The 26,193-nt window shown below is 68.4% G+C and carries 25 protein-coding genes; 13 read left to right on the top strand and 12 right to left on the bottom strand.

Going from position 1 to position 26,193, the window contains the following annotated elements:
- Positions 1-3 precede the first annotated feature (3 nt).
- On the top strand, positions 4-882 hold the full coding sequence (locus tag ACIBVQ_RS36695) for a hypothetical protein (RefSeq protein ID WP_399183257.1): 879 nt from the start codon (positions 4-6) through the stop codon (positions 880-882).
- On the opposite strand, the gene ACIBVQ_RS36690 is transcribed toward ACIBVQ_RS36695, so the two are convergent.
- Positions 789-1,421 (bottom strand): class I SAM-dependent methyltransferase, encoded by a 633-nt coding sequence (locus tag ACIBVQ_RS36690; protein WP_399183282.1) that lies wholly within the window; start codon positions 1,419-1,421, stop codon positions 789-791. The two genes, ACIBVQ_RS36695 and ACIBVQ_RS36690, sit on opposite strands and share 94 nt — an antisense overlap.
- Positions 1,422-1,655: 234 nt before the next feature.
- Between ACIBVQ_RS36690 and ACIBVQ_RS36685 the strand changes: the two genes are divergently transcribed.
- Positions 1,656-1,850, top strand: coding sequence for a ferredoxin (locus ACIBVQ_RS36685; protein WP_399183256.1), 195 nt, complete (start codon positions 1,656-1,658; stop codon positions 1,848-1,850).
- 14 nt (positions 1,851-1,864) lie between these two features.
- A complete protein-coding gene (locus ACIBVQ_RS36680) occupies positions 1,865-2,950 on the top strand; it encodes a zinc-binding dehydrogenase (RefSeq protein ID WP_399183254.1) in 1,086 nt (361 codons plus the stop codon).
- A 495-nt stretch (positions 2,951-3,445) separates the two neighbouring features.
- Here ACIBVQ_RS36680 and ACIBVQ_RS36675 read toward each other — a convergent pair whose 3' ends face one another.
- Positions 3,446-4,435, bottom strand: coding sequence for a helix-turn-helix domain-containing protein (locus tag ACIBVQ_RS36675; protein WP_352015135.1), 990 nt, complete (start codon positions 4,433-4,435; stop codon positions 3,446-3,448).
- Positions 4,436-4,653: 218 nt separating this feature from the next.
- Between ACIBVQ_RS36675 and ACIBVQ_RS36670 the strand changes: the two genes are divergently transcribed.
- A complete protein-coding gene (locus ACIBVQ_RS36670; RefSeq protein ID WP_352015134.1) occupies positions 4,654-5,295 on the top strand; it encodes a dioxygenase in 642 nt (213 codons plus the stop codon).
- A gap of 472 nt (positions 5,296-5,767) precedes the next feature.
- On the top strand, positions 5,768-6,826 hold the full coding sequence (locus ACIBVQ_RS36665; RefSeq protein WP_399183251.1) for a dihydrodipicolinate reductase: 1,059 nt from the start codon (positions 5,768-5,770) through the stop codon (positions 6,824-6,826).
- Positions 6,827-6,863: 37 nt separating this feature from the next.
- Here the strand turns inward: ACIBVQ_RS36665 and ACIBVQ_RS36660 are convergent, their stop codons facing one another.
- The 6 genes from ACIBVQ_RS36660 to ACIBVQ_RS36635 form a co-directional block, all read right to left on the bottom strand.
- Complete coding sequence (locus ACIBVQ_RS36660) at positions 6,864-7,370, bottom strand: flavin reductase family protein (protein ID WP_352015132.1); 507 nt, start codon at positions 7,368-7,370, stop codon at positions 6,864-6,866.
- A 177-nt stretch (positions 7,371-7,547) separates the two neighbouring features.
- Entirely contained in the window at positions 7,548-8,102 is a 555-nt protein-coding gene (locus ACIBVQ_RS36655) for an NADPH-dependent FMN reductase (RefSeq protein ID WP_386187605.1), read from the bottom strand.
- A complete protein-coding gene (locus ACIBVQ_RS36650) occupies positions 8,099-9,436 on the bottom strand; it encodes an LLM class flavin-dependent oxidoreductase (RefSeq protein WP_352015130.1) in 1,338 nt (445 codons plus the stop codon). The genes ACIBVQ_RS36655 and ACIBVQ_RS36650 overlap by 4 nt, the downstream gene beginning before the upstream one ends.
- Positions 9,436-10,323, bottom strand: coding sequence for an ABC transporter permease (locus ACIBVQ_RS36645; RefSeq protein WP_362909591.1), 888 nt, complete (start codon positions 10,321-10,323; stop codon positions 9,436-9,438). Before ACIBVQ_RS36645 ends, ACIBVQ_RS36650 begins: the two co-directional genes overlap by 1 nt.
- A complete protein-coding gene (locus tag ACIBVQ_RS36640) occupies positions 10,316-11,125 on the bottom strand; it encodes an ABC transporter ATP-binding protein (RefSeq protein WP_399183248.1) in 810 nt (269 codons plus the stop codon). The genes ACIBVQ_RS36645 and ACIBVQ_RS36640 overlap by 8 nt, the downstream gene beginning before the upstream one ends.
- Positions 11,122-12,132 (bottom strand): ABC transporter substrate-binding protein, encoded by a 1,011-nt coding sequence (locus tag ACIBVQ_RS36635; protein ID WP_399183246.1) that lies wholly within the window; start codon positions 12,130-12,132, stop codon positions 11,122-11,124. The genes ACIBVQ_RS36640 and ACIBVQ_RS36635 overlap by 4 nt, the downstream gene beginning before the upstream one ends.
- 225 nt (positions 12,133-12,357) lie before the next feature.
- Here ACIBVQ_RS36635 and ACIBVQ_RS36630 point away from each other — a divergent pair, with 225 nt between their 5' ends.
- The 5 genes from ACIBVQ_RS36630 to ACIBVQ_RS36610 all read left to right on the top strand — a co-directional run bounded on the left by ACIBVQ_RS36630 (position 12,358) and on the right by ACIBVQ_RS36610 (position 18,712).
- A complete protein-coding gene (locus ACIBVQ_RS36630; protein ID WP_352015126.1) occupies positions 12,358-13,023 on the top strand; it encodes a phenylalanine--tRNA ligase beta subunit-related protein in 666 nt (221 codons plus the stop codon).
- A 170-nt stretch (positions 13,024-13,193) separates the two neighbouring features.
- Positions 13,194-16,862, top strand: coding sequence for a multifunctional oxoglutarate decarboxylase/oxoglutarate dehydrogenase thiamine pyrophosphate-binding subunit/dihydrolipoyllysine-residue succinyltransferase subunit (locus ACIBVQ_RS36625; RefSeq protein WP_386187619.1), 3,669 nt, complete (start codon positions 13,194-13,196; stop codon positions 16,860-16,862).
- Positions 16,863-16,961: 99 nt separating this feature from the next.
- Positions 16,962-17,141: a DUF6104 family protein gene (locus ACIBVQ_RS36620; protein WP_352015124.1), complete on the top strand. Its 180-nt coding sequence runs from the start codon at positions 16,962-16,964 to the stop codon at positions 17,139-17,141.
- Between the two features lie 66 nt (positions 17,142-17,207).
- The gene (locus tag ACIBVQ_RS36615) at positions 17,208-18,005 is read left to right on the top strand and encodes a DUF4097 family beta strand repeat-containing protein (RefSeq protein ID WP_352015123.1); all 798 of its coding nucleotides are present in this window, start codon (positions 17,208-17,210) and stop codon (positions 18,003-18,005) included.
- Positions 18,002-18,712 (top strand): helix-turn-helix transcriptional regulator, encoded by a 711-nt coding sequence (locus tag ACIBVQ_RS36610; RefSeq protein ID WP_362909600.1) that lies wholly within the window; start codon positions 18,002-18,004, stop codon positions 18,710-18,712. The genes ACIBVQ_RS36615 and ACIBVQ_RS36610 overlap by 4 nt, the downstream gene beginning before the upstream one ends.
- 86 nt (positions 18,713-18,798) lie before the next feature.
- On the opposite strand, the gene ACIBVQ_RS36605 is transcribed toward ACIBVQ_RS36610, so the two are convergent.
- The 4 genes from ACIBVQ_RS36605 to ACIBVQ_RS36590 form a co-directional block, all read right to left on the bottom strand.
- Positions 18,799-19,761, bottom strand: coding sequence for a zinc-binding dehydrogenase (locus ACIBVQ_RS36605; RefSeq protein WP_352015121.1), 963 nt, complete (start codon positions 19,759-19,761; stop codon positions 18,799-18,801).
- 9 nt (positions 19,762-19,770) lie between these two features.
- Positions 19,771-20,664 (bottom strand): hypothetical protein, encoded by an 894-nt coding sequence (locus tag ACIBVQ_RS36600; protein WP_399183242.1) that lies wholly within the window; start codon positions 20,662-20,664, stop codon positions 19,771-19,773.
- Between the two features lie 369 nt (positions 20,665-21,033).
- Positions 21,034-21,567, bottom strand: a complete 534-nt coding sequence (locus tag ACIBVQ_RS36595) for an SSI family serine proteinase inhibitor (RefSeq protein ID WP_399183240.1) — start codon at positions 21,565-21,567, stop codon at positions 21,034-21,036.
- A 92-nt stretch (positions 21,568-21,659) separates the two neighbouring features.
- Entirely contained in the window at positions 21,660-21,824 is a 165-nt protein-coding gene (locus tag ACIBVQ_RS36590; RefSeq protein ID WP_399183238.1) for a hypothetical protein, read from the bottom strand.
- A gap of 61 nt (positions 21,825-21,885) precedes the next feature.
- Here ACIBVQ_RS36590 and ACIBVQ_RS36585 point away from each other — a divergent pair, with 61 nt between their 5' ends.
- The 3 genes from ACIBVQ_RS36585 (at position 21,886) to ACIBVQ_RS36575 (ending at position 26,087) form a co-directional block, all read left to right on the top strand.
- Positions 21,886-23,400, top strand: a complete 1,515-nt coding sequence (locus ACIBVQ_RS36585; RefSeq protein WP_352015117.1) for a hypothetical protein — start codon at positions 21,886-21,888, stop codon at positions 23,398-23,400.
- Between the two features lie 223 nt (positions 23,401-23,623).
- On the top strand, positions 23,624-24,781 hold the full coding sequence (locus tag ACIBVQ_RS36580; protein WP_352015116.1) for a serine protease: 1,158 nt from the start codon (positions 23,624-23,626) through the stop codon (positions 24,779-24,781).
- A 136-nt stretch (positions 24,782-24,917) separates the two neighbouring features.
- Positions 24,918-26,087: a hypothetical protein gene (locus ACIBVQ_RS36575; RefSeq protein ID WP_352015115.1), complete on the top strand. Its 1,170-nt coding sequence runs from the start codon at positions 24,918-24,920 to the stop codon at positions 26,085-26,087.
- The last annotated feature ends 106 nt before the right edge of the window (positions 26,088-26,193 follow it).

Below are 26,193 nucleotides of genomic sequence, written 5' to 3'. Positions count from 1 at the left end.
AGGGTGCCCGTTTCGCGCCGGCTGGCGGTCTCGGTGACCGTCGTCACCCTCGCCGGGCACCTCCTGCTCGGGTTCGAGCAGGCCTACCTGGCACCGGTCGTCGGAGTCCTCACCGGCGTGACCGCCGAACTGGCGCTGGAGACCGTGCGGGCCTGGACATCCCGCGACAGACCCCGCTACCTGACCGACCGCGCCTTCCTGCTGCCGTCCTACGCCGAGAGCCTGCTGTGCGCGATGCTCCTGTACGGCCAGGCCCACCTGGCCGGGATCGCGCTGGCCGCCCTGGTGGGGGTCGCGAGCAGGCACGTCCTGCGGGCCGGGCGGCCGGGGACGCCCTTCGTGAATCCGGTCGCCCTGGGGGTGACCGTCGCGGCGCTGCGCCCCGGGGTCGAGATGGCGCCGCCGTACCAGTTCACCGCGTGGGTGCCGGAGGCCCTGCAGTCGTTCGTGCCGCTGGTGCTCCTGGCCCTCGGCATGACGTTCGTACGGTCTTCCGGGCGGTTGCCGCTGGTGCTGGCCTGGGCCGGGGGCGTGGCCCTGGCCGGACTGGTCGCGGGTCCCGGTTCGGGTCCCGGCTTCCTGGCGGTGACGGACGCGGCGTTCGTCCTGCACACCTGCTTCGTGCTGCCCGAGGCGCGCACGACGCCGTCCCGGCCACGTGAGCAGGTCGTGTTCGGCCTGTCCGCCGCCGTGCTGTACCTGGCGCTGCCCGGCCCCGGGCCCATGGCGGCGCTGCTGGCGGTCTGCGCGCTGCGGGGGGTCTGTCTGGCCGTGCTGGGGCGGCGGGGTCAGCCGATGCCGGGGCCGACACGCTCCAGGACCCGCAGTGAACCCTCCCGTCTGACCTCCCTGAACGCCCCGGAGGCCAGGGCGCGCAGATAGACGCGGTGGGGCTCCTGCCCGCCCTCGGCCGGGTCGGGGTAGATGTCGTGGAAGACCAGTGCCCCGCCCTGGAGGACGTGCGGGGCCCACCCCTCGTAGTCACGGGTCACCGGCTCCCGCGAGTGGCCGCCGTCGATGAAGAGCATCGCCAGCGGGGTGCTCCAGAGCGCGGCCACCCGCTCGGAGCGGCCGACGACGGCGACGACCTCCTCTTCGAGGCCCGCGGCGGCGATCGTGTGGCGGAAGGTCGGCAGGGAGTCCATCCTGCCGAAGCGCGGGTCCATCAGCGTGGGGTCGTGGTGCTCCCAGCCTGGCTGGATCTCCTCCGAGCCCCGGTGGTGGTCGACGGTGACGACCACGGAACCGGCCAGCCTTGCCCCCGCCCCGAGGTAGACGGCCGACTTCCCGCAGTAGGTGCCGATCTCGCAGATCGGACCGCGCGGGCCGTACTCGACGGCCGTCTCGAAGAGGGCGAGGCCCTCGGCGCGCGGCATGAACCCCTTGGCGCCGAGCGCGGCATCCAGCAGGTTCTCGGGCATGGTCACGTCGCTCACCGCAGCAGGCTATCGGGGACCGATCGGCGTTCCACACGGCCCTTGCCCACCGTTATGCAACATGTTCTACTTTCCACCGTGAACCAGCGCGCCCGCCGTCAGGCCCGGAGCGGGCCGCGAAGAACCCCCCGTGACAGACCACACGCGACGTCCGTGCCCTACGGTCTGATCCAGGGGCGGGTTCCCTCATCTGACCTGTCCCCCGCGTAGGAGGTTCACATGAAGGTCAAAGTCGACCACATGGTGTGCGAGGCCAACGCCGTCTGCACCGGACTCGCCCCCGAGGTCTTCGAACTCGACGACGACGACCAGCTCCACGTGCTGCTGCCCGAACCGCCGCCGGAGGCACAGGACCGTGTCCGGCACGCCGTACGGTCCTGCCCGAAGGCCGCCCTCTCCGTCGAGGGCAACTAGGAAGGCTTCCCCCCATGCGTGGTGCGTTGCTGCACGCCGTCGGCGACGACCGTCTCGACATCCGGGACGACCTCACCCTCGCCCCCGTCGGGCCCGCCGACGTCCGTGTCAGGATCAGGGCGACCGGCGTCTGCCACTCCGACCTCTCGGTGATCAGCGGAGTGCTGCCCACGTCGCTGCCGGTCGTGCTGGGGCACGAGGGCGCGGGCGTGGTCGTCGAGACCGGGGAGCGCGTGACCTCGGTCTCCCCCGGCGACCACGTGGTCGTCAACTGGACCCCGGCCTGCGACACCTGCTCGAACTGCCTGGCGGGCCAGCCCTTCCTGTGCATGACGTACATGAAGGACGCCTTCGTCAACGCCCGCTTCCGCTACGACGGCGGGACCCCGGCGTACGGCATGGCCGGATGCGGTACCTGGGCGGAGGAGATCGTCGTCCCCTGGCAGGGCGCGGTCAGGATAGACCCCGAGCTGCCCTTCGAGATCGCGGCGCTGATCGGCTGCGGCGTCACGACCGGTGTCGGCGCGGCGCTCAACACCGCCCGCGTCAGGCCCGGCTCGACCGTGGCCGTGGTCGGTTGCGGCGGCGTCGGCCTGTCCGTGGTGCAGGGCGCCCGTGTCTGCGGGGCCACGACGATCCTGGCGATCGACCCACTGGAGTCCAAGCACGAACTGGCCCTCAAGCTCGGCGCCACCCACGCCGTCACCCCCGACCGGCTCTCCGACGCCGTCCGCACGATCACCGGTGGACGGGGCTTCGACTACGGCTTCGAGGCCGTGGGCGGCTCCGCGACCATCATGACCGCCTGGAAGGCGACCCGCCGCGGCGGCGACGTCATCGTGGTCGGCGCGGGCGCCTCCGACGACCTCGTCCCGTTGAGCGCCTTCAACCTGTTGTTCGAGGGCAAGAACATCCTCAGCTCCCTGTACGGCGGCGCGGACGTCCGCAGGGACTTCCCCTTCCTCGCCGAGCTCCACAAGGCAGGCAAACTCCACCTGGAAGGCCTGATCAGCTCCCGAATCCCCCTGGCCGACCTGAACGAGGCGATAACCGCCCTGAAAACCGGCGAACCCCTCCGCCAGATCATCCTCATGGACTGACTCTCAGCCCGCCTCCCCCGGCGTCGCCCGTGAAGGGTTTGGTCCTGTGCCGTACCGGCGCCAAGTGTGAGGAGTGTCGGCTTGGGCGCGTCGGTGCTTGGACTGAGGAACGCAGGAGCGCAGCGACGGAGAGACGAGGGAAAGCACCGACTCAGGGCGCCCGAGCCCGCGACGCCACCAGGCGGAGCAAAGAAGCAGGGCTTGTGCTTTACCGGCGCCAAGTGTGAAGAGTGTCGGCTTGGGCGCGTCGGTGCTTGGACTGAGGAACGCAGGAGCGCAGCGACGGAGAGACGAGGGAAAGCACCGACCCGAAAGCGCCCAAGCCCGCGGTGCCGAAGGCACCGCAAAGAGGCAGGACACGGCCTGCGTTCACTCTCAAGTGAACGCAGGCCGTGCCGTCGCATCCGCCCCCCACCGGGTGGATGCGGGTTCTCGGGCCACCGGCCGCCCGCCTTGTGGGCGGGGACGCCGGTTCCCGAGTGGTCGTGCCGCCGGTCAGGCGGGCTGTCGCTGTGCCGTACCGTCCTCGACGTCCTCGTCGGCGAGGGCGGCGCGGTAGTCGCTGGGCGCGCAGCCGTAGATCCGCCGGAAGGCCCGGCTGAAGGAGGCTGCGTCGGAGAAGCCCCAGCGCGCCGCGATGGAGCTGACCCGGTCGGCGCGCAGATGGGCCGTGGACAGTTCCCTGCGGCAGCGATCCATTCTGCGGGTCCGCACGTGGGCGGCGACGGTCATGCCGGCCGCGTGGAAGATCCGGTGAAGCTGGCGCACCGAGACGTGGTGGGCGTGCGCGATGACGGCGGGCGACAGGTCCGGGCGGTGCAGGTTGCGCTCGATCCAGTCGGTGATGCACTGCAGCAGCTCGGCGCCCGCGCCGGGTACCGGCGATTCGCCGCTGAGCCGCTCGCTCAGGGCGGAGGTCACCATGTTGACGATGGCCTCCCCGAGATACTGGCCGTGTGGCCCGTCGACGGCGTCTCCCTCGGCGGCCAGGGAGGTCAGGAAGGAGACGGTCAGTCTCCCCGGTCCCTGCCTGCTGGCCAGCAGGGTGCCCGCCAGGTCGGCCACGTGGGCCGCGGGCAGCGGGATGGCCGAGCGCGGCACCGTGAGGGCGAGCAGGTGGTGGGCGTCGAGGACGAGTTCCATCGGACGGCTGAGGTCGTAGAAGACCAGGTCTCCGGCGCTCGCCACGACGCGGCGCCCCGCCTGCTCGATGACTCCGGAGCCCCGCAGCAGCAGGCAGAACTTGTAGTTCTCCCTGCCTCCCCTGGTGGTCATGTGCCGGGCGGCACGGCTGACCACGTGCGCGGGGGCGCGTACGTCGCTGACCTGGACGGGGCCGAGGGTACGGCTCGCGATGCGGCCGGCGAACCCCCCGGTGTCCCCGGCCCGCAGCTGTAGCGGGCCGAAGGCGTCCGACACGACATTACGCCAGAACTCGACCTGCTCCCTCGGGGGCAGGCCGGCCGTACTGACGAGTGTGGGCATGACGCTCTCCTCGGCGTTAATGAGGCGATGACCCTAGCTTCACCCCTGGTTTCTACTTGGCGGCAATCCCATTCAGATCCAACATCGCGTTATGCCCGGCACGCCCTGACAACAGACTGGCACTTAGAGTCAACCTTGCAAGTCAGATGAATGGATATACACATCTGGAGCCGTGCGCACCCCCAGCACGGCCACCACCTCGCTGAAGGAGAACCTCGATGTCCGAGATTCCTCTCACCCCAGAAGAGGAAATGGAGTCCGGCCTGAGCCGCAAGCAGTTCGTCGCGGCGGTGGGCCTGGGCGCGATCGCGGCCCCGGTGGTCGCGGGCGCGATTGCGGGCCCCGCCTCCGCGCTTCAGGGGCAGGACCTGCCTCTGGCCTGCACCCCCGGCGGCTCGACCACCATCGCACAGACGGAGGGGCCGTACTTCAAGCCCAACTCCCCGCTGACCGCCAACATCGTCCCGGCGGGAGCGGGCGGCACCAAGCTGACGGTGACCGGCCGTGTTTACAGCCGTTCGTGCAAGCCGCTGGCGAATGTGCTGCTGGACTTCTGGCAGGCGGACAACGCCGGCAACTACGACAACTACGGCTTCAGGTTCCGCGGCCACCAGTTCACCGACGCCAACGGCGCCTTCTCCCTGACCACGATCGTTCCGGGCCTCTACCCGGGGCGGACCCGGCACATCCACGTCAAGCTGCAGGCGCCCAACAGGCCGATCCTGACCACGCAGCTCTACTTCCCGGGTGAGCCGCGCAACCAGACCGACACGATCTACGACCGGCGCCTTCTCATGACCGTGCAGTCCGTGCCCGGTGGGCGCGCCGCCTCCTACGAGTTCGTGCTCAACGTCCCCTGACGGACCGCCTGATCTCCTGACGGCCTCCTTGGACCGGCCGGGCCGTCGTTCCGCCTATCCCGTAGCCAGGCGGAGCGGCGGCCCGGCCTCGCCTTCTCCGCCATAACTCCGGCGTTCACCGACCATGACTTCGGACCGTTCCAAAACGGCCTGGCAGACCTTTTGTCAAGGACGCTGTCAAGCGTGTCGTTTGTCGCAAATGTCGCAACAGGGATGTTTTGCCGGACATCACATACGCCTTCACAGAACATACTTCTGCCTTCCGACATGCCTTCCCGGGCGCCCGGTAAGCCATGATGTTCACATCCGCGCCCTCCCGAAGCACGGAGGAAAACGACAGGGTGTCAGACCGTCGCGGATAGTGATCGAGCGTGTGAATTTCTGCTAAAGTTTCTGCACTTACCGGGCGAGGGTAATCAATGCAACTCCTCCCAGTACGGCCCTGCCCAAAGACCCCGGGCTGGAGGCCCCCATGCCCCCACCGCCGCCCCTCCGCGTGGTCCAGTGGGCCACGGGCGCCGTTGGCAGATACTCCCTGCGCAATCTGATCCGCCGTCCCGAATTCGAACTCGCCGGAGTGTTCGTCTACGACCCCGGCAAAGTCGGCCTCGACGTCGGTCCGCTCGTCGGACTGCCGGAGACCGGCGTCCTGTGCACCGACGACGTCGAGCGCATCCTCGCTCTCGACGCCGACTGCGTGCTGCACATGCCGTTGCCCTCGGCCGCCTTCGACGGGGATCCGACACCCGACGTGGAGACGTTCTGCGCCCTGCTCGCCTCGGGCAAGAACGTCGTGACCACGACGGGGTTCGTCTACCCGTGGTGTTACGGCCCGGCGGTCGTCGGGCGGATCGAGGCCGCCTGCGCGACGGGCGGCTCCTCCCTGCACGGCACCGGCATCAACCCGGGCTTCGTGAGCGACATGCTCCCTATCGCGCTGAGCGGCCTGTCCGGCAGGATCGACCACGTCTACGTCCGTGAGTGCTCCGACTTCAAGGGGCATCCGTCCCGCAGGCTCGTGGTCGACCTGTTCGGCTTCACCCGCTCGGCCAAGGACTACGCGACCGCGGTGCGCCCGTTCCGTGCGTACCAGCGCGGTCTGTTCGCCGAGAGTGTCCAGCTCGTGGCGAGCACCCTCGGCGTGGCCCTCGACGAGGTCGACGAGAGCGACGAGTTCGACCTGGCGTCGGAGGAGTTCGAGATCGCCGCGGGCCTGGTCAGGAAGGGCACGGTCTGCGCGTCCCGCTGGACGTTCAGCGGGCTGGTCAGAGGCCGTCCCTTCATGACCGTCGAGTGCGTCTACAAGGCGGACGCCAACAGGGTCGACCGCTGGTCCGCCCCCGGTTTCGTCGTCCACATCGAGGGTGTGCCGCAGATGACGGTCTCCCTCGACGCGATCTCCCACGGCCTGGCCGGGGCCGCGGCCCACGCGGTCAACTCGGTGGCCGCCCTGTGCGCGGCGCCGCCCGGAATCCGCACCCTCCTCGACCTGCCGCCTCCCACCGGGCGGGGCACCGTACGACTGGCCTGACCGGCGGGGACGTCCTTCGGGCGTCCCCGCCGGACGGTCAGGTGTGCGGGGTGAAGCGGCCGAACCTGCCCCGGTGGTAGAGCAGGGGGCGGTCGTCGGAGACGAGGTTGGTCTCGGTGACCAGGCCGACGACGAGGACGTGGTCGCCGATGTCGACGGTCGAGTGGGGGACGCACACCAGCTGGGCGGAGACGCCCCCGAGGATCGGGACCCCCTGGGGGCCCGGCCACCACTCGGTCGGGGCGGCGAAGCGGTCGACGCCCTTGCGGGCGAACCTTGAGGCCAGTTCCGCCTGGTCGCTGGCCAGGACGTTCACCGCGAAGTGCTCCGCGAGCCTGAGCGAGGGCCAGGTGGTCGAGGACTGGTCGACGTAGAAGGAGACCAGCGGGGGTGTGAGGCTGACCGAGGAGAACGACGTGGCCGTCAGGCCGACGGGAACCCCCCGCGCCTGCGCGGTGATCACCACGACACCGGCCGCGTGTACGGCCAGCGCCTGCCGGAAACGGTCGGCGTCCACGGCCCGGCCGGGGAGGGTCTCGGTCACGAGTCCTCCCCCGCGAGCCGTTCCACACCGGGAACGCCGGAGAGGATCTCGGAACCGGTTGCGTCGTTCCGCTCGGTCACTTCTCCTCCTCCAGGGCGTAAACCACGCTTATGATTCGCAACCTATTCATAACGCCTTCTCTTCCCGATCTCATCGGGGACTCCCTCCTTGCCGCGTTCACGCCCGGGTCACCGAGTCCACCGAGTCCTTCGCCGTGAGCGCCGCCCTGACCTGAGGGGCGACCCTGTCGGCCCAGGGGCCGAGGACCTCGTCCAGGGCGGGGATCTGCGACTCGACCACCGCCAGCCCGGGGGTCGGCACGCTCGCGCCCAGCTCGACCAGGAGAGGACGCAGGTGGACCTCCACGGCCAGGGCGTGCCTGGCGTCGCCCAGCACCAGCAGCGGGAGCGCGACGACCGAGGCGAGCGCGCCCCCGGGAAGACGGTCCAGGAAGACCTTGAGCAGGCCGGTGTAGGTCCCCTTGTAGGTCGGGCTCGCGACCACCAGCACGTCGGCCCGCCGTACCAGGTCGAGGGCCGCCTCCACCTCGGGTGAGGCCTGGGGGGAGAGCAGCCAGGGGGCCAGGACCGACAGGTCGACGACCTCCTCCTCGGCTTCCCGCCCGGACCACTCGTCGCCGAGCCGCCCGGCCACGGCCCGCGCCGCCTGGACGGCCACTGCGTACGTGCGCGACCCGGTCCGCGGGTTGCCCACCACTGTCACGATGCTCATGAGGCCACCGACACCTTCTGCTCGAACTGCTCAAAACTGGACACCGGTCGCGCCAACCCGTAGTTCTGGCGCAGGGTGCGGCCTTCGTACTCGGTTCTGAACAGGCCACGGGCCTGCAGCTCGGGTACGACGTGATCGACGAAGTCCGCCAGGCCGCTCGGCAGGACAGGCGGCATGATGTTGAAGCCGTCCGCCGCGCCGCTGGTGAACCACTCCTGGATCTGGTCGGCGATCAGTTCCGGGGTACCGGCGACCACCCGGTGTCCCCTGCCTCCCGCGAGCCTGCCGATCAGCTGACGCAGGGTCAGCCGCTCACGCCTGGCGAGGTCGGTGACGAGTTTGAACCTGCTCTGCTGACCGTCACTCGGTTCGGGCAGTTCGGGCAGCGGCTCGTCCAGCGGGTGGCCGGACAGGTCGGCGCCGAGCATGGTGGACAGCTGCTGCACGCCGTACTCGGGGATGATCAGGTCCTGGAGCTCCCGTTCCAGCCGGAGTGCCTCCTCCTGGGTCGAGCCGATGATCGGTGAGATGCCGGGCAGGACCAGCAGCTCGCCGGGGCGCCTGCCGTACCGGGCGAGGCGGGACTTGAGGTCGGTGTAGAACGCCTGCCCCTCGGCGAGGGTCTGCTGGGCGGTGAACACGGCCTCGGCGAACCGGGCGGCGAACTCCTTGCCGTCCTCCGAGGAGCCCGCCTGCACCAGCAGGGGATGGCCCTGCGGGGGACGGGAGGTGTTCAGCGGGCCCCTGACCCTGAAGTGGGTCCCGACGTGGTCGAGGGCGTGGATCCTGCCGGTGTCGGCGTAGCGGCCCGCGGCGCGGTCGTTGAGGATCGCCCCGTCCTCCCAGCTGTCCCAGAGTTTGGTGACGACCTCAAGGAACTCCGTGGCGCGGGCGTAGCGGTCGCCGTGGGAGGGGCGTTCGATTCCGAAGTTGTGCGCCTCCGCCTCGGTCGCGGAGGTGACGATGTTCCACCCCGCCCTGCCGCCGCTGATGTGGTCGAGCGAGGCGAACTTGCGCGCCACGTGGAACGGCTCGTTGTAGGTGGTCGAGACGGTCGCGATCAGGCCGACGTGCTCGGTGACCGCGGCCAGCGCGGCCAGCAGCGTGAGCGGTTCGAGGCCGCCGAGGGCGTTGTGCCGGACGTTTCCCCACAGGGCCAGCCCGTCGGCCAGGAAGACCGAGTCGAGCCTGCCCCGTTCTGCGATCCTGGCCAGCTCCTGGTAGTGCCGTACGTCGGCGATCAGGCCGGGGTCGGTTTCCGGGTGCCGCCAGGCCGCCTCGTGGTGGCCGACGCCCATCAGGAACGCGTTGAGATGGAGCCTGCGTTCGGTCATCAGGAGGTCCTCCACGTCGAGAAACGGCGCTCCAGGCGGACGAGGAGCTGGTTGATGAGCAGTCCGAGCACCGAGATGGTGAGGATGCCCGCGTACATCTCGGGCACCCGGAAGTTGAACTGCGCGTAGTTGATCAGGTAGCCGAGGCCGGCCTTGGCGCCGACCATCTCCGCGGCGATCAGCACGAGGATCGAGTAGGCCCCCGCCAGCCTGATGCCGGTGAAGATCGTCGGTACCGCCGCGGGGAGGATCACCTTCTGGAACAGCCGGAACGGCCCGAGTCCCATCGACCTGGCCGACTTGACCAGCAGCGGATCGACCCCGCGCACCGCCGCGATCGTGTTGAGCAGGATCGGCCAGGCGCAGGCGTACAGGATGATCGAGATCTTGGACGTCTCGCCGAGCCCCAGGATCAGCACGAACACCGGGAGCACGGCCAGCGCCGCGGTGTTGCGGAACAGTTCGAGCAGCGGGTTGAGGAACTCGGCGACCGGCCGGTACCAGCCGATCAGCAGGCCGAGCGGGATGGCCACCACGATGGCCAGGACGCATCCCGCCAGTGACCTGACCAGGCTGGCCTGGGTGTGGTCGAGCAGCTCACCCGAGACGAGCAGGTCCCACCACGCCGTGAGGACCTGCGAGAGCGGCGGTAGGAAGGTGGGGTCGACCACGTCGAGGCGGGGCAGGACCTCCCAGATCACGGCCAGCACGGCGATGGCGGCCGTGCGCCTGCCCACCGCGACGGCGGCGCGCGCCGTACCGCGCAGCAGGCGGGTACCGGCTCCCGGGACGGCGCCCGCCGTACGGGACGCCTCCTGGAGCGCCTCCCTGGCGAGACCCCGCGTGGTGACCTCGGTGGAGACCGTCCTGGTCGAGACGCTAGCCAACGGGGACCACCTCCTCGGCCCTCGTCTCGATCCTGGCGGCCCCGGCGGCCTCCTCGCGCAGCAGCGTCCACACCTCGTGGCGGTAGGCGCCGAAGCGGGCGTCGGCCCGCAGGTCGCCCTCGCGGCTGTCGAACTCGATGTCGAGGATCCGCTTGATCCGGCCGGGGCGGGGGGTCATGACCGCGACCCGCTGGCCGAGGTAGACGGCCTCGTCGATGCCGTGGGTGATGAAGACCACCGTCTTGCCGGTCCGCTGCCAGATCCGTAGCAACTCCTCCTGGAGCGACTCGCGGGTCTGGGCGTCCAGCGCGGCGAACGGCTCGTCCATCAGCAGCACCTCCGGGTCGAAGGCGAGGCTCCTGGCGATGGCCACCCGCTGGCGCATGCCCCCGGAGAGCTCGTGCGGGTAGCGCTCCTCGAACCCGCGCAGCCCGACCAGCTCCAGGTGCGCCCTGGCCCGTTCGGCGCGCTCCCGCTTCGGTACGGCCTTGGCCTCAAGCCCGAACTCGACGTTCGACAGCGCCGTGCGCCAAGGGAAGAGCGCGTACTGCTGGAAGACGACTCCCCGGTCGAGACCCGGCCCCTCGACCGGGATCCCGTCGAGGAGGATGCGGCCCCTGCTCGGCACGGCCAGTCCGGCGAGCAGGTCGAGGAGGGTGGACTTGCCGCAGCCGCTCGGCCCGACCAGGGTGAGGAACTCCCCCTCCCGCACGTCCAGGTCGACGTCGTCGAGGGCGGTGAAGGGCCGGTCGGCGCCGCGGACGGCGAACTCCTTGCCGACGCCCTGGATCTGGAGCTTCATCCCTTGCCTCCGAACGGGTTGTAGGCGTTGGTGAAGAGGTCCTCGGTCTTGACCTGGCCGGGCTTGATCTCACCGGCGCGCTGCAGCCAGTCGATCCAGATCTGGAACTCCCTGGGGTCGATCACGCCGCCCTTGTCCGCGACCCCGCTGCTCTTCCAGAGCTTGATGGTGGCGGTGTCCTCGTTGCGGTGCCGTTTGGCGATGATCGCCTCCGCCCTGGCGACGTACTCCTGCCGGGAGTGGGTCTGGGTCCACTCGACGGCTCTGGCGACCGCCTCGACGAACTTCTTCGTGGTGTTGGGGTTGCGGGCGATGAACCTGTCGGTGAGCACGTAGCTGCCCGCGGTGAAGGGGCCGAACAGGTCGATGTCCTTGAACAGGGCGCGGATGCCGCCGCGTTGCAGGGCCGTGTCGCGCAGGACGCCGTTCAGCGCGGCCACGTCGATCTGGCCCTGGCGCAGCGCCTGCTCGGTGCTGATCGGGGGCACGACGACCAGCTCGACCTGCTTGATCTCCTCGGGGGTCAGGCCGCCGCGCTTGAGGTACTCCTTGAGCACGGCCTCCAGGTGCGCCCCGAGGGTGTTGACGCCGATCTTCTTGCCGATCAGGTCGCGGGGACCCTTGATCGGCGAGCCGTCGGGGACGAAGTAGCCGACGTAGCTGTCGGCGTCACTGCCGTAGTAGCCGACGACCGCCTTGATGGGAGCCTTGGCGGCGGCCAGTTTGATGATGGCGCCGTTGAACGCGCCGCCGAAGTCGGTCTGCCCGGTCGCGGCGGCCTGGATGTCCTGCGGCCCCGAGATCGTGTTGCCGATCCACTTGAGCTTCACAGGGGCGAGGTAGCCGAGGTCCTCGGCGAGCTCGGGGAAGGTCACGGCGCCGACGTTGCCCTGGTAGCGCAGCTCCAGGGTCTCCGGTGCACCGGGTTTGGCCGCGGCCTCCGCGCCGCAGCCCGCGAGGCCGAGGGCGAGCAGCACAAGGAACGGGACGTTTCTGAACTTGATCACGAACGTTTCCTGAGGGATGAAGGAAGGGGGGACGGAGGTCGGTTCGTGATCACGGACACAGAGCACTGAACACGCGACAGAAGTCGACATGTGCACACCGGGTCAGATAGAGGCCCATACCGGAGAAGCTACGCACGACTCCACGCTTAGTCAATATTTCCTACTTGTTTTGCATGAAATCGTAGGTGAGAAGTATGTGACAGGGGACGACCTAGACTGAGGTCCGTGATTGAGGACATCCGGGTCGACCCCGCCGTCAGCGCGCTGCGGCCGGACTTCGCCGTCCTGGCCATGGCCGTGTACGGCCTGCGCAACGGCCCGACCGACGACAGGTCGAGGGCCTGGCTGGCGACGGCGGCCCAGGAGGCCGTCTCCGCGGACGACCCGAAGGTCGAGGCCTGGCGGGAGGCCTACCGGGCATTCGGCGCCAAACCCCAGCGGACCAGGCCGTCCGTCGACGCGTTGGTCAGGCGCATGCCGCTGCCGGAGATCAACCTGGTGGTCGACGCCTACAACACGGTCAGCGTCAGGCACGGGCTCCCCATCGGTGGAGAGGACCTCGGCCGTTACGCCGGGGCTGCCAGGCTGGTCAGGGCCGTGGGCGACGAGCCGTTCGAAGTGATCGACAAGGGCGAGACCGTGATCGACACCCCCGAGATCGGCGAGGTGGTCTGGCGCGACGACCTGGGTGTCACCTGCAGGCGGTGGAACTGGCGGCAGTGCGTGCGGACCCGGATCACCGAGGAGACGACCGACGCGCTGTTCCTGCTGGAGCGCCTGGCCCCCATGTCCCTCGACGAACTGCACGCCGCGGGCGAGGAACTGAAGGCCCTGCTTGAGGCCGTGACGCCGGGCGTCAAGATCGAGTCCAGGCTCGTCGAGCATGAATGACCAGACCGGTACCACCCAGATGGACCCCCCGGGGATGACCGTTTTGAGCTGTCCTGAGAGGATCAGGCGGAGAGCTGCGGTCAGACTGGCGCAGGTCCGGGTCAGGGCGAGTAGCCTTGGACAGGTTCTCTATCATCAACGCCGATCTGCGGAAGAGGGCGATTTCCGCCGTGTCGTCTGAGTCGTCGCGGACAAACCCGCTGGCAGCCTTTGGTCAAAACGAATGGCTGGTCGACGAGCTATATCAGAAGTACCTCCAGGATCCCGAGTCCGTGGACCGTGCCTGGTGGAACTTCTTCGCTGATTACAGCCCTGACTCCGGGGCGGGCAGAGCCGCGCCCCCCGGGACGGCCCAGGCCGCTCCCGTTCCCCCGACCTCCGCTGCGGCGCCGGTGACCCCGGCGGCCACTCCGGCACCCCCCGCGCCGAAGCCAACCTCGGCGCCGGCTGCCCGATCCAAGCAGGAGACCCCGTTGCCCGCCGGTACCGAGGAAGTCAGACTCCGTGGCGCGGCCGCCCGTACGGCCGCCAACATGGAGGCCAGCCTCGAAGTGCCGACGGCGACCAGCGTGCGTGCCGTACCGGCGAAGCTGCTGATCGACAACCGCATCGTGATCAACAATCACCTGTCGCGGGGTCGCGGCGGCAAGGTGTCGTTCACGCACCTGATCGGTTACGCGGTCATCAAGGCCCTCAAGGTCCTGCCGGAGATGAACCACTCCTACACGGAGGTGGACGGCAAGCCGGTGCTGGTCAAGCCCGAGCACGTCAACCTGGGCCTGGCCATCGACGTCGCCAAGAGCGACGGCACCCGCCAGCTCCTGGTGCCCTCGATCAAGGCGTCCGAGACCATGGACTTCCGCCAGTTCTGGGTCGCCTACGAGGACATCGTGCGCAAGGCCAGGTCCGGCAAGCTGGGCGTGGAGGACTTCGCGGGCACCACGATCTCGCTGACCAACCCGGGCACGATCGGCACCGTCCACTCGGTGCCGCGCCTGATGCCCGGCCAGGGCACGATCATCGGTGTCGGCGCGATGGAGTACCCCGCCGAGTACCAGGGCGCCTCCCCGGAGACGCTCTCCCGCCTGGCGGTGAGCAAGGTCATGACGCTCACCAGCACCTACGACCACCGGATCATCCAGGGCGCCCAGTCGGGTGACTTCCTGCGCCAGATCCACCGGCTGCTCCTCGGCGAGGACGGCTTCTACGACGAGATCTTCGAGGCCCTGCGGATCCCGTACGAGCCGATCCGCTGGGTCCAGGACATCTCGGCCACCCACGACGACGACGTCGCCAAGTCGGCCCGTGTCATAGAGCTGATCCACGCCTTCCGGGTCCGCGGTCACCTGATGGCCGACACCGACCCGCTTGAGTACAAGCAGCGCAAGCACCCCGACCTCGACATCAAGTCGCACGGGCTGACCCTGTGGGACCTGGAGCGCGAGTTCGCCACCGGCGGCTTCGGCGGCCGTCCCCTGATGAAGCTGCGCGAGATCCTCGGCGTGCTGCGTGACTCCTACTGCCGCACCATCGGCGTGGAGTACATGCACATGCAGAACCCCGAGGAGCGCGCCTGGATCCAGGCGCGGGTCGAGCGTCCGCACGCCAAGCCCGACCGCACCGAGCAGCTGCGCATCCTGGAGCGGCTCAACACCGCCGAGGCGTTCGAGACGTTCCTGCAGACGAAGTTCGTCGGCCAGAAGCGCTTCTCGCTGGAGGGCGGCGAGTCCCTGATCCCGCTGCTCGACTCGGTGCTGTCGGCCGCCGCCGAGGAGGACCTCGACGAGGCCGTCATCGGTATGGCCCACCGCGGCCGGCTGAACGTGCTGGCCAACATCGTCGGCAAGTCCTACGGCCAGATCTTCGGCGAGTTCGAGGGCAACATCGACCCGCGCAGCGCCCACGGCTCCGGCGACGTGAAGTACCACCTGGGCGCCAGCGGTGACTTCGTCTCACCCGACGGCTCCAAGCTCAAGGCCTCCGTCGTGGCCAACCCCTCCCACCTGGAGACGGTCGACCCGGTCCTTGAGGGCGTGGTCCGTGCCAAGCAGGACCTGCTCGAACGCGGCGAGGAGGGCTTCAGCGTCCTGCCCGTGCTCGTCCACGGCGACGCGGCCTTCGCGGGTCAGGGCGTGGTCGCGGAGACGCTGAACCTGTCGCAGCTGCGCGGCTACCGCACCGGCGGCACCGTGCACATCGTGGTCAACAACCAGGTCGGCTTCACCACGAGCCCGGCCAGCTCGCGTTCCAGCGTGTACGCGACCGACGTGGCCCGGATGATCCAGGCGCCGATCTTCCACGTCAACGGCGACGACCCCGAGGCCGTGGTCCGGGTCGGCAACCTGGCCTTCGAGTACCGCAAGGCGTTCCGCAAGGACGTCGTGATCGACCTGATCTGCTACCGCCGTCGCGGCCACAACGAGACCGACAACCCGGGCTTCACCCAGCCGCTGATGTACGACCTGATCGACGCCAAGCGTTCGACCCGAAAGCTCTACACCGAGGCGCTGATCGGCCGGGGCGACATCACGGTCGAGGAGGCCGAGAGCGCGCTGCGCGACTACCAGGCCAAGCTGGAGAACGCCTTCGCCGAGACCCGCGAGGCGGTCAAGCAGCCGACCGGTGAGTTCGCCCGTCCCGACACCATGGAGACCATCCCGTGGTCCCACGAGGACACCCCGACGGGCATCTCCGAGGAGACGGTCAAGCGGATCATCGACACGCAGCTCAACCTGCCGGAGGGCTTCACCGTCCACCCGCGTCTGCTGCCGGTGCTCCAGCGCCGGGGCCAGATGGTCGCCGAGGACCGCATCGACTGGAGCACGGGCGAGACCCTGGCCTTCGGCTCGCTGCTGATCGACGGCCACCCGGTCCGGCTCGTCGGCCAGGACTCCCGGCGTGGCACCTTCACCCAGCGCCACGCCGTGCTGGTCGACCGCATCACCGGTGCCGAGCACACGCCGCTCAAGACGTTCAACCAGGGCACCACGAAGTTCTACGTCTACGACTCGCTGCTCAGCGAGTACGCCGCGCTCGGCTTCGAGTACGGCTACAGCGTGGAGCGCCCCGAGGCCCTGGTCGCCTGGGAGGCCCAGTTCGGTGACTTCGTCAACGGCGCCCAGTCCGTCATCGACGAATACATCACCGCGGGCGAGCAGAAGTGGGGTCAGCGTTCCAGCGTCACCCTGCTGCTGCCGCACGGCTACGAGGGTCAGGGTCCCGACCACTCCTCGGCCCGCATCGAGCGCTTCCTGCTGATGTGCGCCCAGGACAACATGACCGTGGCCCAGCCGACGCTGCCGGCCAACTACTTCCACCTGCTGCGCTGGCAGACGATGTCGAACCGGCGCCGTCCGCTGGTGGTGTTCACGCCCAAGTCGCTGCTGCGCCACAAGGCCGCGGTCTCGGCGGTCAGCGAGTTCACCTCAGGGTCGTTCAGGCCCGTGCTCGGCGACACCACGGTCAACCCGGCGCAGGTCCGCAAGGTCGTCCTGTGCTCCGGCAAGATCTACTACGACCTGGCCGCGGCCAGGGAGAAGCAGGGCAGGAACGACGTGGCGATCGTCCGCCTGGAGCGGCTCTACCCGTTCCCGGCGAACCCGCTCCAGGCCGAGCTGGCCCGCTACGGCGACGACGTCGAGGTGGCCTGGGCGCAGGACGAGCCCGCCAACATGGGCCCGTGGCCGTTCCTGACCATGAAGATGGTCGAGCACCCCGACGCGTTCGGTGGTCGCAGGCTCAGGAGGATCTCCCGCAAGGCGAACTCCTCCCCGGCGACCGGCTCGCACTCCACGCACGAGACGGAGCTGCAGCAGATCCTGGACGAGGTCTTCGGCTAGACCGGGCACGAAGCGCACAGAGGAAGTCCCCCACAGGTGATCCTGTGGGGGACTTTCCCCTTTGAGACCTGCCGAGAGACCTGTTGAGAGAGGACGACGATGTACTTCACCGACCGGGGCATCGAGGAGCTCGTCACCCGCCGCGGCGAGGAGGAGGTCAGTCTGACCTGGCTCGCCGAGCGGCTGCGCGAGTTCGTCGACCTGAACCCCGAGTTCGAGACGCCGGTCGAGCGGCTGGCGACCTGGCTGGCCCGGCTGGACGACGAGGACGAGGAGTAAAACACGATATATCTTGACCATTGCCGATAACGCGACATATCGTGTCTCCATAAGGAGGTCACGAACATGCGGCAGTGGACGATCGAGAAACCCGAGCAGCTCACCTTTGACACCGTGCGCAAGCTCAACGTGCGGATAGTGGCGGGGAGGCTGGCGGTGCTGGCCAGCGAGGGGCCGCCCACCCTTGAGGTCACCGACATCGGCACCCCGCCGTTGATCGTCACCCACGACGACGACGGCACGCTCGTCGTCACCTACAAGGATCTGACGTGGGAGGGTGTGCTCGGCTGGCTGCAGCCGGGGCGCAGGGAGGCCACCCTGACCCTGACCGTGCCGAAGGACTGCCCGGTCAGCGCGGGAGTGGTCTCCGCCTCGGCCGTCGTCGCCGGTTTCGAGAACCGGACCTCGGTCAAGAGCGTGAACGGCGAGATCGTGCTCGACGGGGTGAGCGGCGAGATCACCGCCGACACCGTCTCCGGGACCGTGGAGAGCCGTGGCCTGGTCGGCGACCTGTCCTTCAAGAGTGTCTCGGGTGAGCTGACCGTGGCCCAGGGCACACCCCGCCGGTTGAGCGCGACCACCGTCTCCGGCCGGATCACCGCCGACCTGGAGCTTCCGCCGACCGGTCATGTGACGCTGAACAGCGTCTCCGGCGAGATCGTGCTCAGGCTTCCGTCCACGGTCGAGACCGACGTCACCATCCGTTCGACCTCGGGCAGGATCAACACCGCCTTCGCCGAGCTGCGCCACACCAGCCAGCCGGGTGCGAAGACGCTGAGCGGCCGCATCGGCGGGGGCATGGCCTCGCTGGCCGCGACCACCCTCTCCGCGGACGTCACCCTGCTGAAGGGAGCACTGGCATGAGCCCGGTCTTCGGCCACGGGCGGCTGCGTCTCTACCTCCTCAAGCTGCTCCAGGAGAGCCCGCGCCACGGTTACGAGGTGATCAGGCTGCTCCAGGACCGCTTCCTCGGCGTCTACTCGCCCTCCCCCGGCACGATCTACCCCCGCCTGGCCCGTCTGGAGGAGGAGGGTCTGGTCACTCACGAGGTGGTGAACGGCAAGAAGGTCTTCACCCTCACCGAGCAGGGTCAGGAGGAGCTGAAGGCCAGGGGTGACGAGCTCGCCGACCTTGAGCAGGAGATCTCCGAGTCGGTCCGTGACATCGCCCGCGAGGTCAAGGAGGACGTGCGCGACACGGTCAGGTCACTGCGCGACGAGCTGACCCAGATGGCGCGCGAGGTGCGTCAGGGGGTCAGGCACGAGGAGCAGCAGGTCAGGCAGGAGCAGCGCGAGTCCTGGCGGGAGCAGAAGGCCGAGTGGCGACGGCAGAAGCATGAGTGGAAGCGCCAGGCCCACGAGTGGAAACACGAGTGGAAGCGGCACTGGGCGGAGAGCTTCACCGGCCACGGCCCCGCCGAGGCCGACGACCAGCTCGGGCAGATGCTTGCCGAGTTCGTCCAGGAGGTCCGTCAGGACACGGCGGCGGGACGGGTGACCGAGGAGACACTGGCCACCGCGCAGGACGCGCTCTACGACGCGGCCCGTCGTATCCGCGACGCCCTACGCTGACCCGCGCGGCCCGACCGGGTACGGCTCAGCCGGGCGGGATTCGGTCCAGCGGTCCTCAGCCCGGCGGGCTTCGGCCTGAGCGGGCTTCAGCCCGGCAGGGTGAAGACGATCTTTCCGAAGACGTCCCCGTCCCGCAGGGCCGCGAACCCCGCGCGGGCCTCGGTCATCGGGAGCACCCGGTCGATCGTCGGCCGGACACCGGTCTGCTCCAGGAGGCGGGCCAGCCTGCCCAACTGGTCACGGGTGCCCATGGTGGAACCGACCACGGAAAGCTGCAGGAAGAAGACCCGGTTGAGGTCGGCGGGCGGTACGGCTCCGCTGGTGGCCCCCGAGACGACGATCCGGCCACCCGGGCGCAGCGCCTTGAGCGAGTGCGCCCAGGTGGCCTGGCCGACGGTCTCCATCACCGCGTCCACCCGCTCCGGCAGCCGGGCGCCGCTGTCGAAGACCTGGTCGGCGCCGAGAGCCAGGGCGTGCAGCCGCTTCTTCTCCGACCGGCTGGTGGCCCAGACCCGGTAGCCGCCCGCCCGGCCCAGGACGATCAGTGCGGTCGCGACACCGCCGCCGGCCCCCTGGACCAGCACCGTCGAACCGGGTTCCAGCCCCGCCTTCTCGAACAGCATCCGGTAGGCGGTCAGCCACGCGGTCGGCAGGCAGGCGGCCTCCTCGAAGCTGAGCGCGGCGGGTTTGGGCACCAGGTTCCGCCGGGGTACGGCCACCCGCTCGGCGAAGGTGCCGTCGTGGACCTCGGAGAGCAGCGACCTTCCTGGGTCGAGTGTCTCGTCGGCTCCCTTCCCGATCACCGCGTGCACGATGACCTCGTTGCCGTCCTCGTCGACACCCGCGGCGTCGCAGCCGAGGACGATCGGCAGCCTCTCCTGACGGATTCCCACGCCTTTGAGCGTCCACAGGTCGTGGTGGTTGAGCGCGGCAGCCCGCACCGTGACGACGGTCCAGCCGTCCGGCGTCTCGGGGTCGGGGCGCTGCCCGAGTGTGAGCCCGGCGAGCGGGTCCTCCGGGTCGATCCGGGTGGCGGTTACGGCGAACATGGCCGCACCCTACCGAACCGGTTTACCCCTGACTCCGGCGATCACCCGCTCCACGATGTCGCGTTCCCCGGAGGCCGCGACGTATATCCCGTTCTTACAGACGCTCTCCGAGACGCCCTGCCCCGCTTCGATCGGGCCGATCCCGGCGGTGTCGCAGCCCGGCATGGGCGCGACCACGACCAGTGGCCCGCCGAATCCGCCGAACCACAGCCGCGGCCCGGCGAGTCCGCCTCTGAAGATCTGCCCGGACTTGCCCAGCCGTACGGGGGAGGAGGCCTTCAGCACGAGGTAGCCGTCCTTCGTCACCTCACCGCGCAGGTTCTCGGCCCAGAGCTGCCGCTGTTCGAAGGTCATCCCGTTCCTCTGGTCGCGCAAGGTGACGTACCAGGGAGTGAAGTCGAACAGCATGATCTGCCCCTCGGTGGGGCTCGCCGACTGCCAGAGGGTGCTCTGGCCGGCCAGCTCACGGATCATGGGGCCGCCCTGGGCGATCTCGTCGCGCCCTCCCGGGGGAACGGTCAGCTCCCGGTACAGGCTGAAGTAGCCGTCGAGCCAGCCGCCGAGGGCGGGCCGTACACCCAGTTCGGCCAGGCCGAGCTCCGCGGGATAGCCGATCTCGGCCTTCGTGCCGTCGGGGAAGACGACGTCCAGGATCTCCTTGCCGCCCTTGCGGCGTGGCTTGGGGTGGAGCACGTTGGTGGGGGCCGACGCGGCCACCGGTGCCGAGACGGCGCCCGAGGTGGTGGCCCCCGTGTCGGGGACGGGCGGGAGCCCGGGATCCCTGCTGGCCAGCAGGCTGACGACCGGGACGACCACGAGCGCGGCCAGCACCGCGATCCCGACCCAGCGCCTGGGGCCCGCGGGCCCCTTGGACTCGATGACGTCGTTCGGATCCCCGGCCACGTTCAGACTGCCTTCACGAAATTACGGCTTTCGTCCATCTTCGGCGGCGTTTGACGCCCACGCCTAGATCATCTCGATCACGAATCGGAACCGATGTGTCACCGCTTCATGACACCGGGAGGTCCGTGATTCCGGCGGCCCATTGTTTCCACGGACACCGGAGAAGCAGGGGGAACCGGTGTTGCCGGAGTTTCCCATGATGTGATGGACAGGCCTCTCACCTGCGGATCCACCCACCGCACGGCCGTGCTGAACCGTTCCACGTCAACCGCCGGGTAAGGCCGCCCCTTTTCTTTTCAGGACAGCGGAACGGCCTTTTCCGAGTCAGGACTTTCCGTACGGGACCCGGCCGTGGAGACCGGACCCCGTTCAGGACTTGGAGCGCTCCCCGAAGGAGAAGACCGCACCGGTCGCGGCGTACAGCGAGCAGTCGTTGCCGTAGGTCTTAACGAATCGGACAAACCTTCCATCCCAGGTCCCGGTGGCGGTCACCGTGACCGGGTCGTACCGGGTCGTACAGACCACGCCGGACAGGGGCGTGAGCGCACCCGGGTCCCCCTTGGCCGCGACCAGTGCGCCGCACGCCGCCACCGGATCGGAGTGCGTGCCCTGCGGCGGGTCGCACATGAGCAGAACGTGCCGGAGGACCGGCGTCGGACTCTCGCCACGGGCGAAGGTGAGCAGGAACGTCCTGACCCGGTTCGGCGGCCGGTCCCCGCCCGGCCTGACCGGCCCGGGGACGATCGGCACCACCTCTCCCGGGTACGGCGGGCCGGACCCGACCGGCGCGTTCGCCGCCCGGTCGGACCCATGGGGCGGCGAGGCGGAGGCCGTACCGAACAGGGACCCGGACAAGGGCAGGGCCAGGAACCCGGCAGCTGCCAGGCCGATGAGACGTCGCAAGGATTCCCCCGAATGTCGCGTGACGCCAGGTGCGGCTCAGCCTCCCGCACCCGTCCCGCCCCGGCAACGACCGACTCTCCCGTTTTCGCAGCTCACAGCCCGGCACAGACGCCGGCTTCCGGCACATTCAAAGCGGGAGAGATCAGACGCCGATCTTGCGAATTCGGTTCCATCCGTTTGATAACGAAAACATAACGGTACCCTGTGATGTCCGTTTTGTTGTCTTTTAACCGTTCTTTGCCTAGTACGGTCAGCACTTGTCTCTTTACGCATGCGTGGGTTGCGTCCCGAGTGACCCATGACAAAGAAGGAGCTAGATTGAACTTCCGAGCAAAGCACCTGATCCTCCCCCTTGGCGGTGCCGTCGTGGCCACCTCCATGGTCAGTGCGACTCTCGCGTCCTCAGCTCAGGCCGCTCCGGACCGCAAGACGATCACCTTGGCCGCCTCCGGCAACGCGAAGGCCATCGCGGGCTACTGGACCCCCTCCAAGCTGAAGTCGGCCAAGACGTACACCTCCGAGGGCACCGTCTCCGCCAAGCTCAAGACCGGCGCCTCGCGAGCCTCCGCCGACGGCAAGGCCGGAAACGTCGCCCCCACCGGTGAGAGCGGCAAGAGCGCGGGCAGGTCCAAGAACCTGAACCTTCCCATCACCGTCGGCAAGGTCTTCTTCCTCGACGACAAGGGCCAGGAGCGTTGGTGCTCCGGCACCTCGGTGCAGTCGAAGTACCGCAACCTGGTCGCCACCGCGGGTCACTGTGTCTACGACACCGACACGAACAAGCCTTACAACAACTTCGTGTTCATCCCCGGCTACTACCAGGGCAAGGCTCCCTGGGGCATCTACGTCGGCTCCAAGGTCAACGTCCACTACGACTTCGACGTCTACGAGGACTACGACTACGACTACGCGTTCGTCAACGTCTACAACGGCGTCAAGCAGACCGGCGCCAGGGAAGTCAAGAAGGCGGAGTTCGACAAGTACACCGGCCTCAAGTACACCGAGGACACCAAGGTGTCCAAGGAGACCTACGAGGAGTGGATCGGCCGCTACGGCGGCGTCGGATTCGCCAAGGACGCCGTCGCCGCGCAGATCACCGGCCCCGAGGACAAGCGCGGCCTCTACGCCCCGGAGGAAGTCGACAACGAGGCGTGGAAGGAGGCCGCGAAGATCGGCGGCCCCTCCACCATCAAGATCGGCGCCCAGGCTTACCAGACGATCGAGGTCGTCTCCGAGGCCGAGGCCAAGGAGTACGAGGCCGCTTCGAACACCACCCACCCGGGACGCGTCTTCCGCGACGACAAGACGGGGCAGTGGAAGATCGAGCACTCCTACGTGAAGCGCTGGGTCATCCCCGGCAAGGACGCCGAGTTCTACATCACGAAGTTCTACATCAAGACCTTCGCCGACGCGGGCCGCCTCGGCGACAACGTCGGTGGCCAGGGCTTCAGCTGGAACCAGCGGACCGGCAAGAAGATCTTCACGTTCGGTTACCCGGCCGCGGCCCACCTCGACGGTGACAAGCCCTACAGCGGTCACACCATGAAGTGGTGCTACGGCGCGACCGGCGCGGCTCCGGTCGTGGCACAGTTCAAGGCCGAGGAGCAGCAGGCCATCAAGTGCGCCTTCACCCCCGGCGCCAGCGGCGGCCCGTTCCTGCTGCAGTACAAGAGCAGCAAGCGGACCGGTTACCTCAACGGCGTCGTGAGCCTGACGCTCGACAGTGACAAGAACGGCCGTTACGACCGGGTCACCACCCCGTACTTCAACGGTGAGACCTACGGCATCTACAAGTACGCGGCCAACCTCTGGACCGGGAAGCTTCCCGTCTGAGGACAGACACCGTGAACGGGAAGACCCGCCGATGGCGGGTCTTCCCCCGTCTGACAAGGGGTTTATGTCCGAAGATGCATACTCTTTCAAGGAGGACTACAAAACCTCACGTCTAAGACCTCGAAGTAGATCACCCCACCGAACTGCCCAAAACCAAATCGATCTGGAAAAATCACCCCTTACGACCAACTTTTCCCCTTGATCCCAGAAGGGAACACCCGCCATGTCCCCCCGCGTGAGGCGGTTGACGGCCCCCCTGAGCGCCCTCGTGGCCTCCGGCGTGCTCGTCATGTCCGCGTTCACCGGGAGCGCGGGCGCCGTGAGCGCCCAGGCCGAGAAGGCGACGGCGGGCAGTATCACCTCCATCACGCTGACCAAGACCAACGCGGATGTGAAGCGGATCGCGGAGTACTGGAGCCCGGCCAAGCTCAAGCAGGCCCAGAACAACAACCCCGCCACCCCCGAGGTCAAGCCCAGCGACGGCAGCAAGGCCTCCTCTGCCCCGGTCTCCCCGACCCCCACCGGTACGGCCAGCGGCGGCACGGCGGTGAAGGCCGTCACCTACAGCAACCCCAAGGCCTCCTCTCCGGTCGTCAGCCCCGCCGTGCCGACGAAGAAGCAGTCATCGAACAGCAACCTCCCCCGCACCGTGGGCAAGGTCTTCTTCAAGATCGGCGACAAGGAGTACTGGTGCTCCGCCTCGGCCGTCGCCTCGAAGAACCGCCACCTGGTCGCCACGGCCGGACACTGCGCCTTCGACCCCAAGCGGAACAGGCACGCCGACTACTGGATCTTCATCCCGGGCTACGACCAGGGCAAGACGCCGTACGGCATCTACGTCGGCCACTCGCTCAACCTGCACGAGAACTTCACCGCCCAGGGTGACTACGACTACGACTACGCCTTCGTGACGGTGCACGACGGGTTCGTGTGGAAGCCCGGCAAGGCGGCGAACACCTACCAGATGGAGTCGGTCGGCAGCCTGGAGGACAACGTCGGCGGCCAGGGCCTGATGGTCAACCGCGGTGTCGGGCTGTCCGTCTTCGCCTTCGGCTATCCGGCCGCCCCCAACATCGACGGCAGCAGGCCGTACGACGGGCAACGGATGCTGTGGTGCGACGGGCGCACCTACCAGACCAAGGCGCCGACCCGTCTGGTCGAGATGGGCGTCTCGCTGGGCTGCACGTTCACCGGTGGAGCGAGCGGCGGACCCTGGTTGATCTACTACGATCCTGACCAGGGCGTCGGCTATCTGAACGGCGTCAACAGCTTCGCCTGGGACACCGACACCGACAAGAAGTACGACCGCATCTCCTCTCCGTACTTCATTCAGTCGACCTATGTCGTCTACGAGTACGCCGACCGCCAGCGCGCTTTCTGAACCTTATAGGAACCTTATGGCTACCTTAAAAGGGACTTAAGGCAGCCTTATATCAAGCTTTACTCTTACCTGTCTGCATAGGTTTCTGTCGTCCCCTGATTCCGATGCCTGCACTCAAGCAGCGCAAGGAGCAGTCTTGAAGCGCATCCTCCTTCCCGTCGTCGGCACCGTCGCCTCCGCCGGTCTGCTGGCCGCCGGCCTGGCCGGTACCGCCCAGGCCGCCCCGGACTGGGCCACTGACCCGATGGCTGTCAACAACGCCGCGGCGGTCTCCGTCGTCGATTACTGGACCGCGTCGAACAACGCCGCCCTGAAGAACGCCACGGCTTACTACCACGACAGCACTCCGCCTTCCTGGAAGTCCGGCGGCGGCTACTCTCCCGACGGTAAGCCCGGCTCCGTCCTCCCCATCGGTGAGGAGCGGGCCACCCCCGCCACCGCCAAGAACATCAACCTGCCCAGGACCATCGGCAAGGTGTTCTGGGTCGACGCCAGTGGGCGTCCGAAGTGGGCGTCGGCCACCTCGGTGCAGTCGAAGTACCGCAACCTGGTCGTCACCGCCGCCCACAACGTCTACGACACCGCGGGCAACGGCGATCCCCAGGTCCTCGACAGGTGGGTCTTCGTCCCGGGCTACTACCAGGGCAAGGCTCCCTGGGGCATCTACGTCGGCAAGGTCGCCTGGACGCACTACGACTTCGACGTCTACGAGGACTACGACCGCGACTACGCGTTCGTCACCGTCTACAACGGCGTCCTCGCCAACGGCGAGAAGAAGGTCACCAGGAACGAGTACGACAAGTTCACCGGCCCCAAGTGGACCAAGGGCGGCAACTTCTTCATCGGCCTGTCCAGGGACGCCGGCCGCCTCGGCGACAACGTCGGCGGCCAGGGCTTCACCTGGAACCAGCGGACCGGCCAGGGCGTGTACGTCTTCGGCTACCCCCAGGCCCCGCACCCCGATGGTGACAAGCCCTACACCGGCGTGACGCCGAAGTGGGTGTACGGCAAGACCACCGGCAAGGTCTACGTCTCGCCCGCCGAGAAGGTCGAGGAGCACGTGGGCCTCAAGGCCGCCCTCACCCCCGGCGCCGACGGTGGCCCCTGGCTCGTCAGGTACAGCAACGCCAAGCGTCTCGGCTACGTCAACGGCGTCACCAGCCTCTTCGGCGACCAGGACAAGAACAACCGTTACGACCTGATCACCTCGCCGTACTTCGACGGCGAGACCGCCGACATCTACAAGAAGGCCTCCAACGTCTGGTCCGGCAAGATCGTCGGCCCCAACGGGGAGCTCTACCGCTAGAACCCGAGGTTTTTCTCTCCTCACACGACGCGAGGCCCGGCACCCGCCGGGCCTCGCGTCCTTTTTGTCCATATTTCAGTGAGTGACGATTCCACGACGGATTGAC

The sequence above is a fragment of the Streptosporangium sp. NPDC049376 genome, assembly GCF_044466505.1.
Lineage (GTDB): Bacteria > Actinomycetota > Actinomycetes > Streptosporangiales > Streptosporangiaceae > Streptosporangium.
Note: the sequence above shows the minus strand (reverse complement) of the source record. Positions and strands in the feature narration are given on the sequence as shown.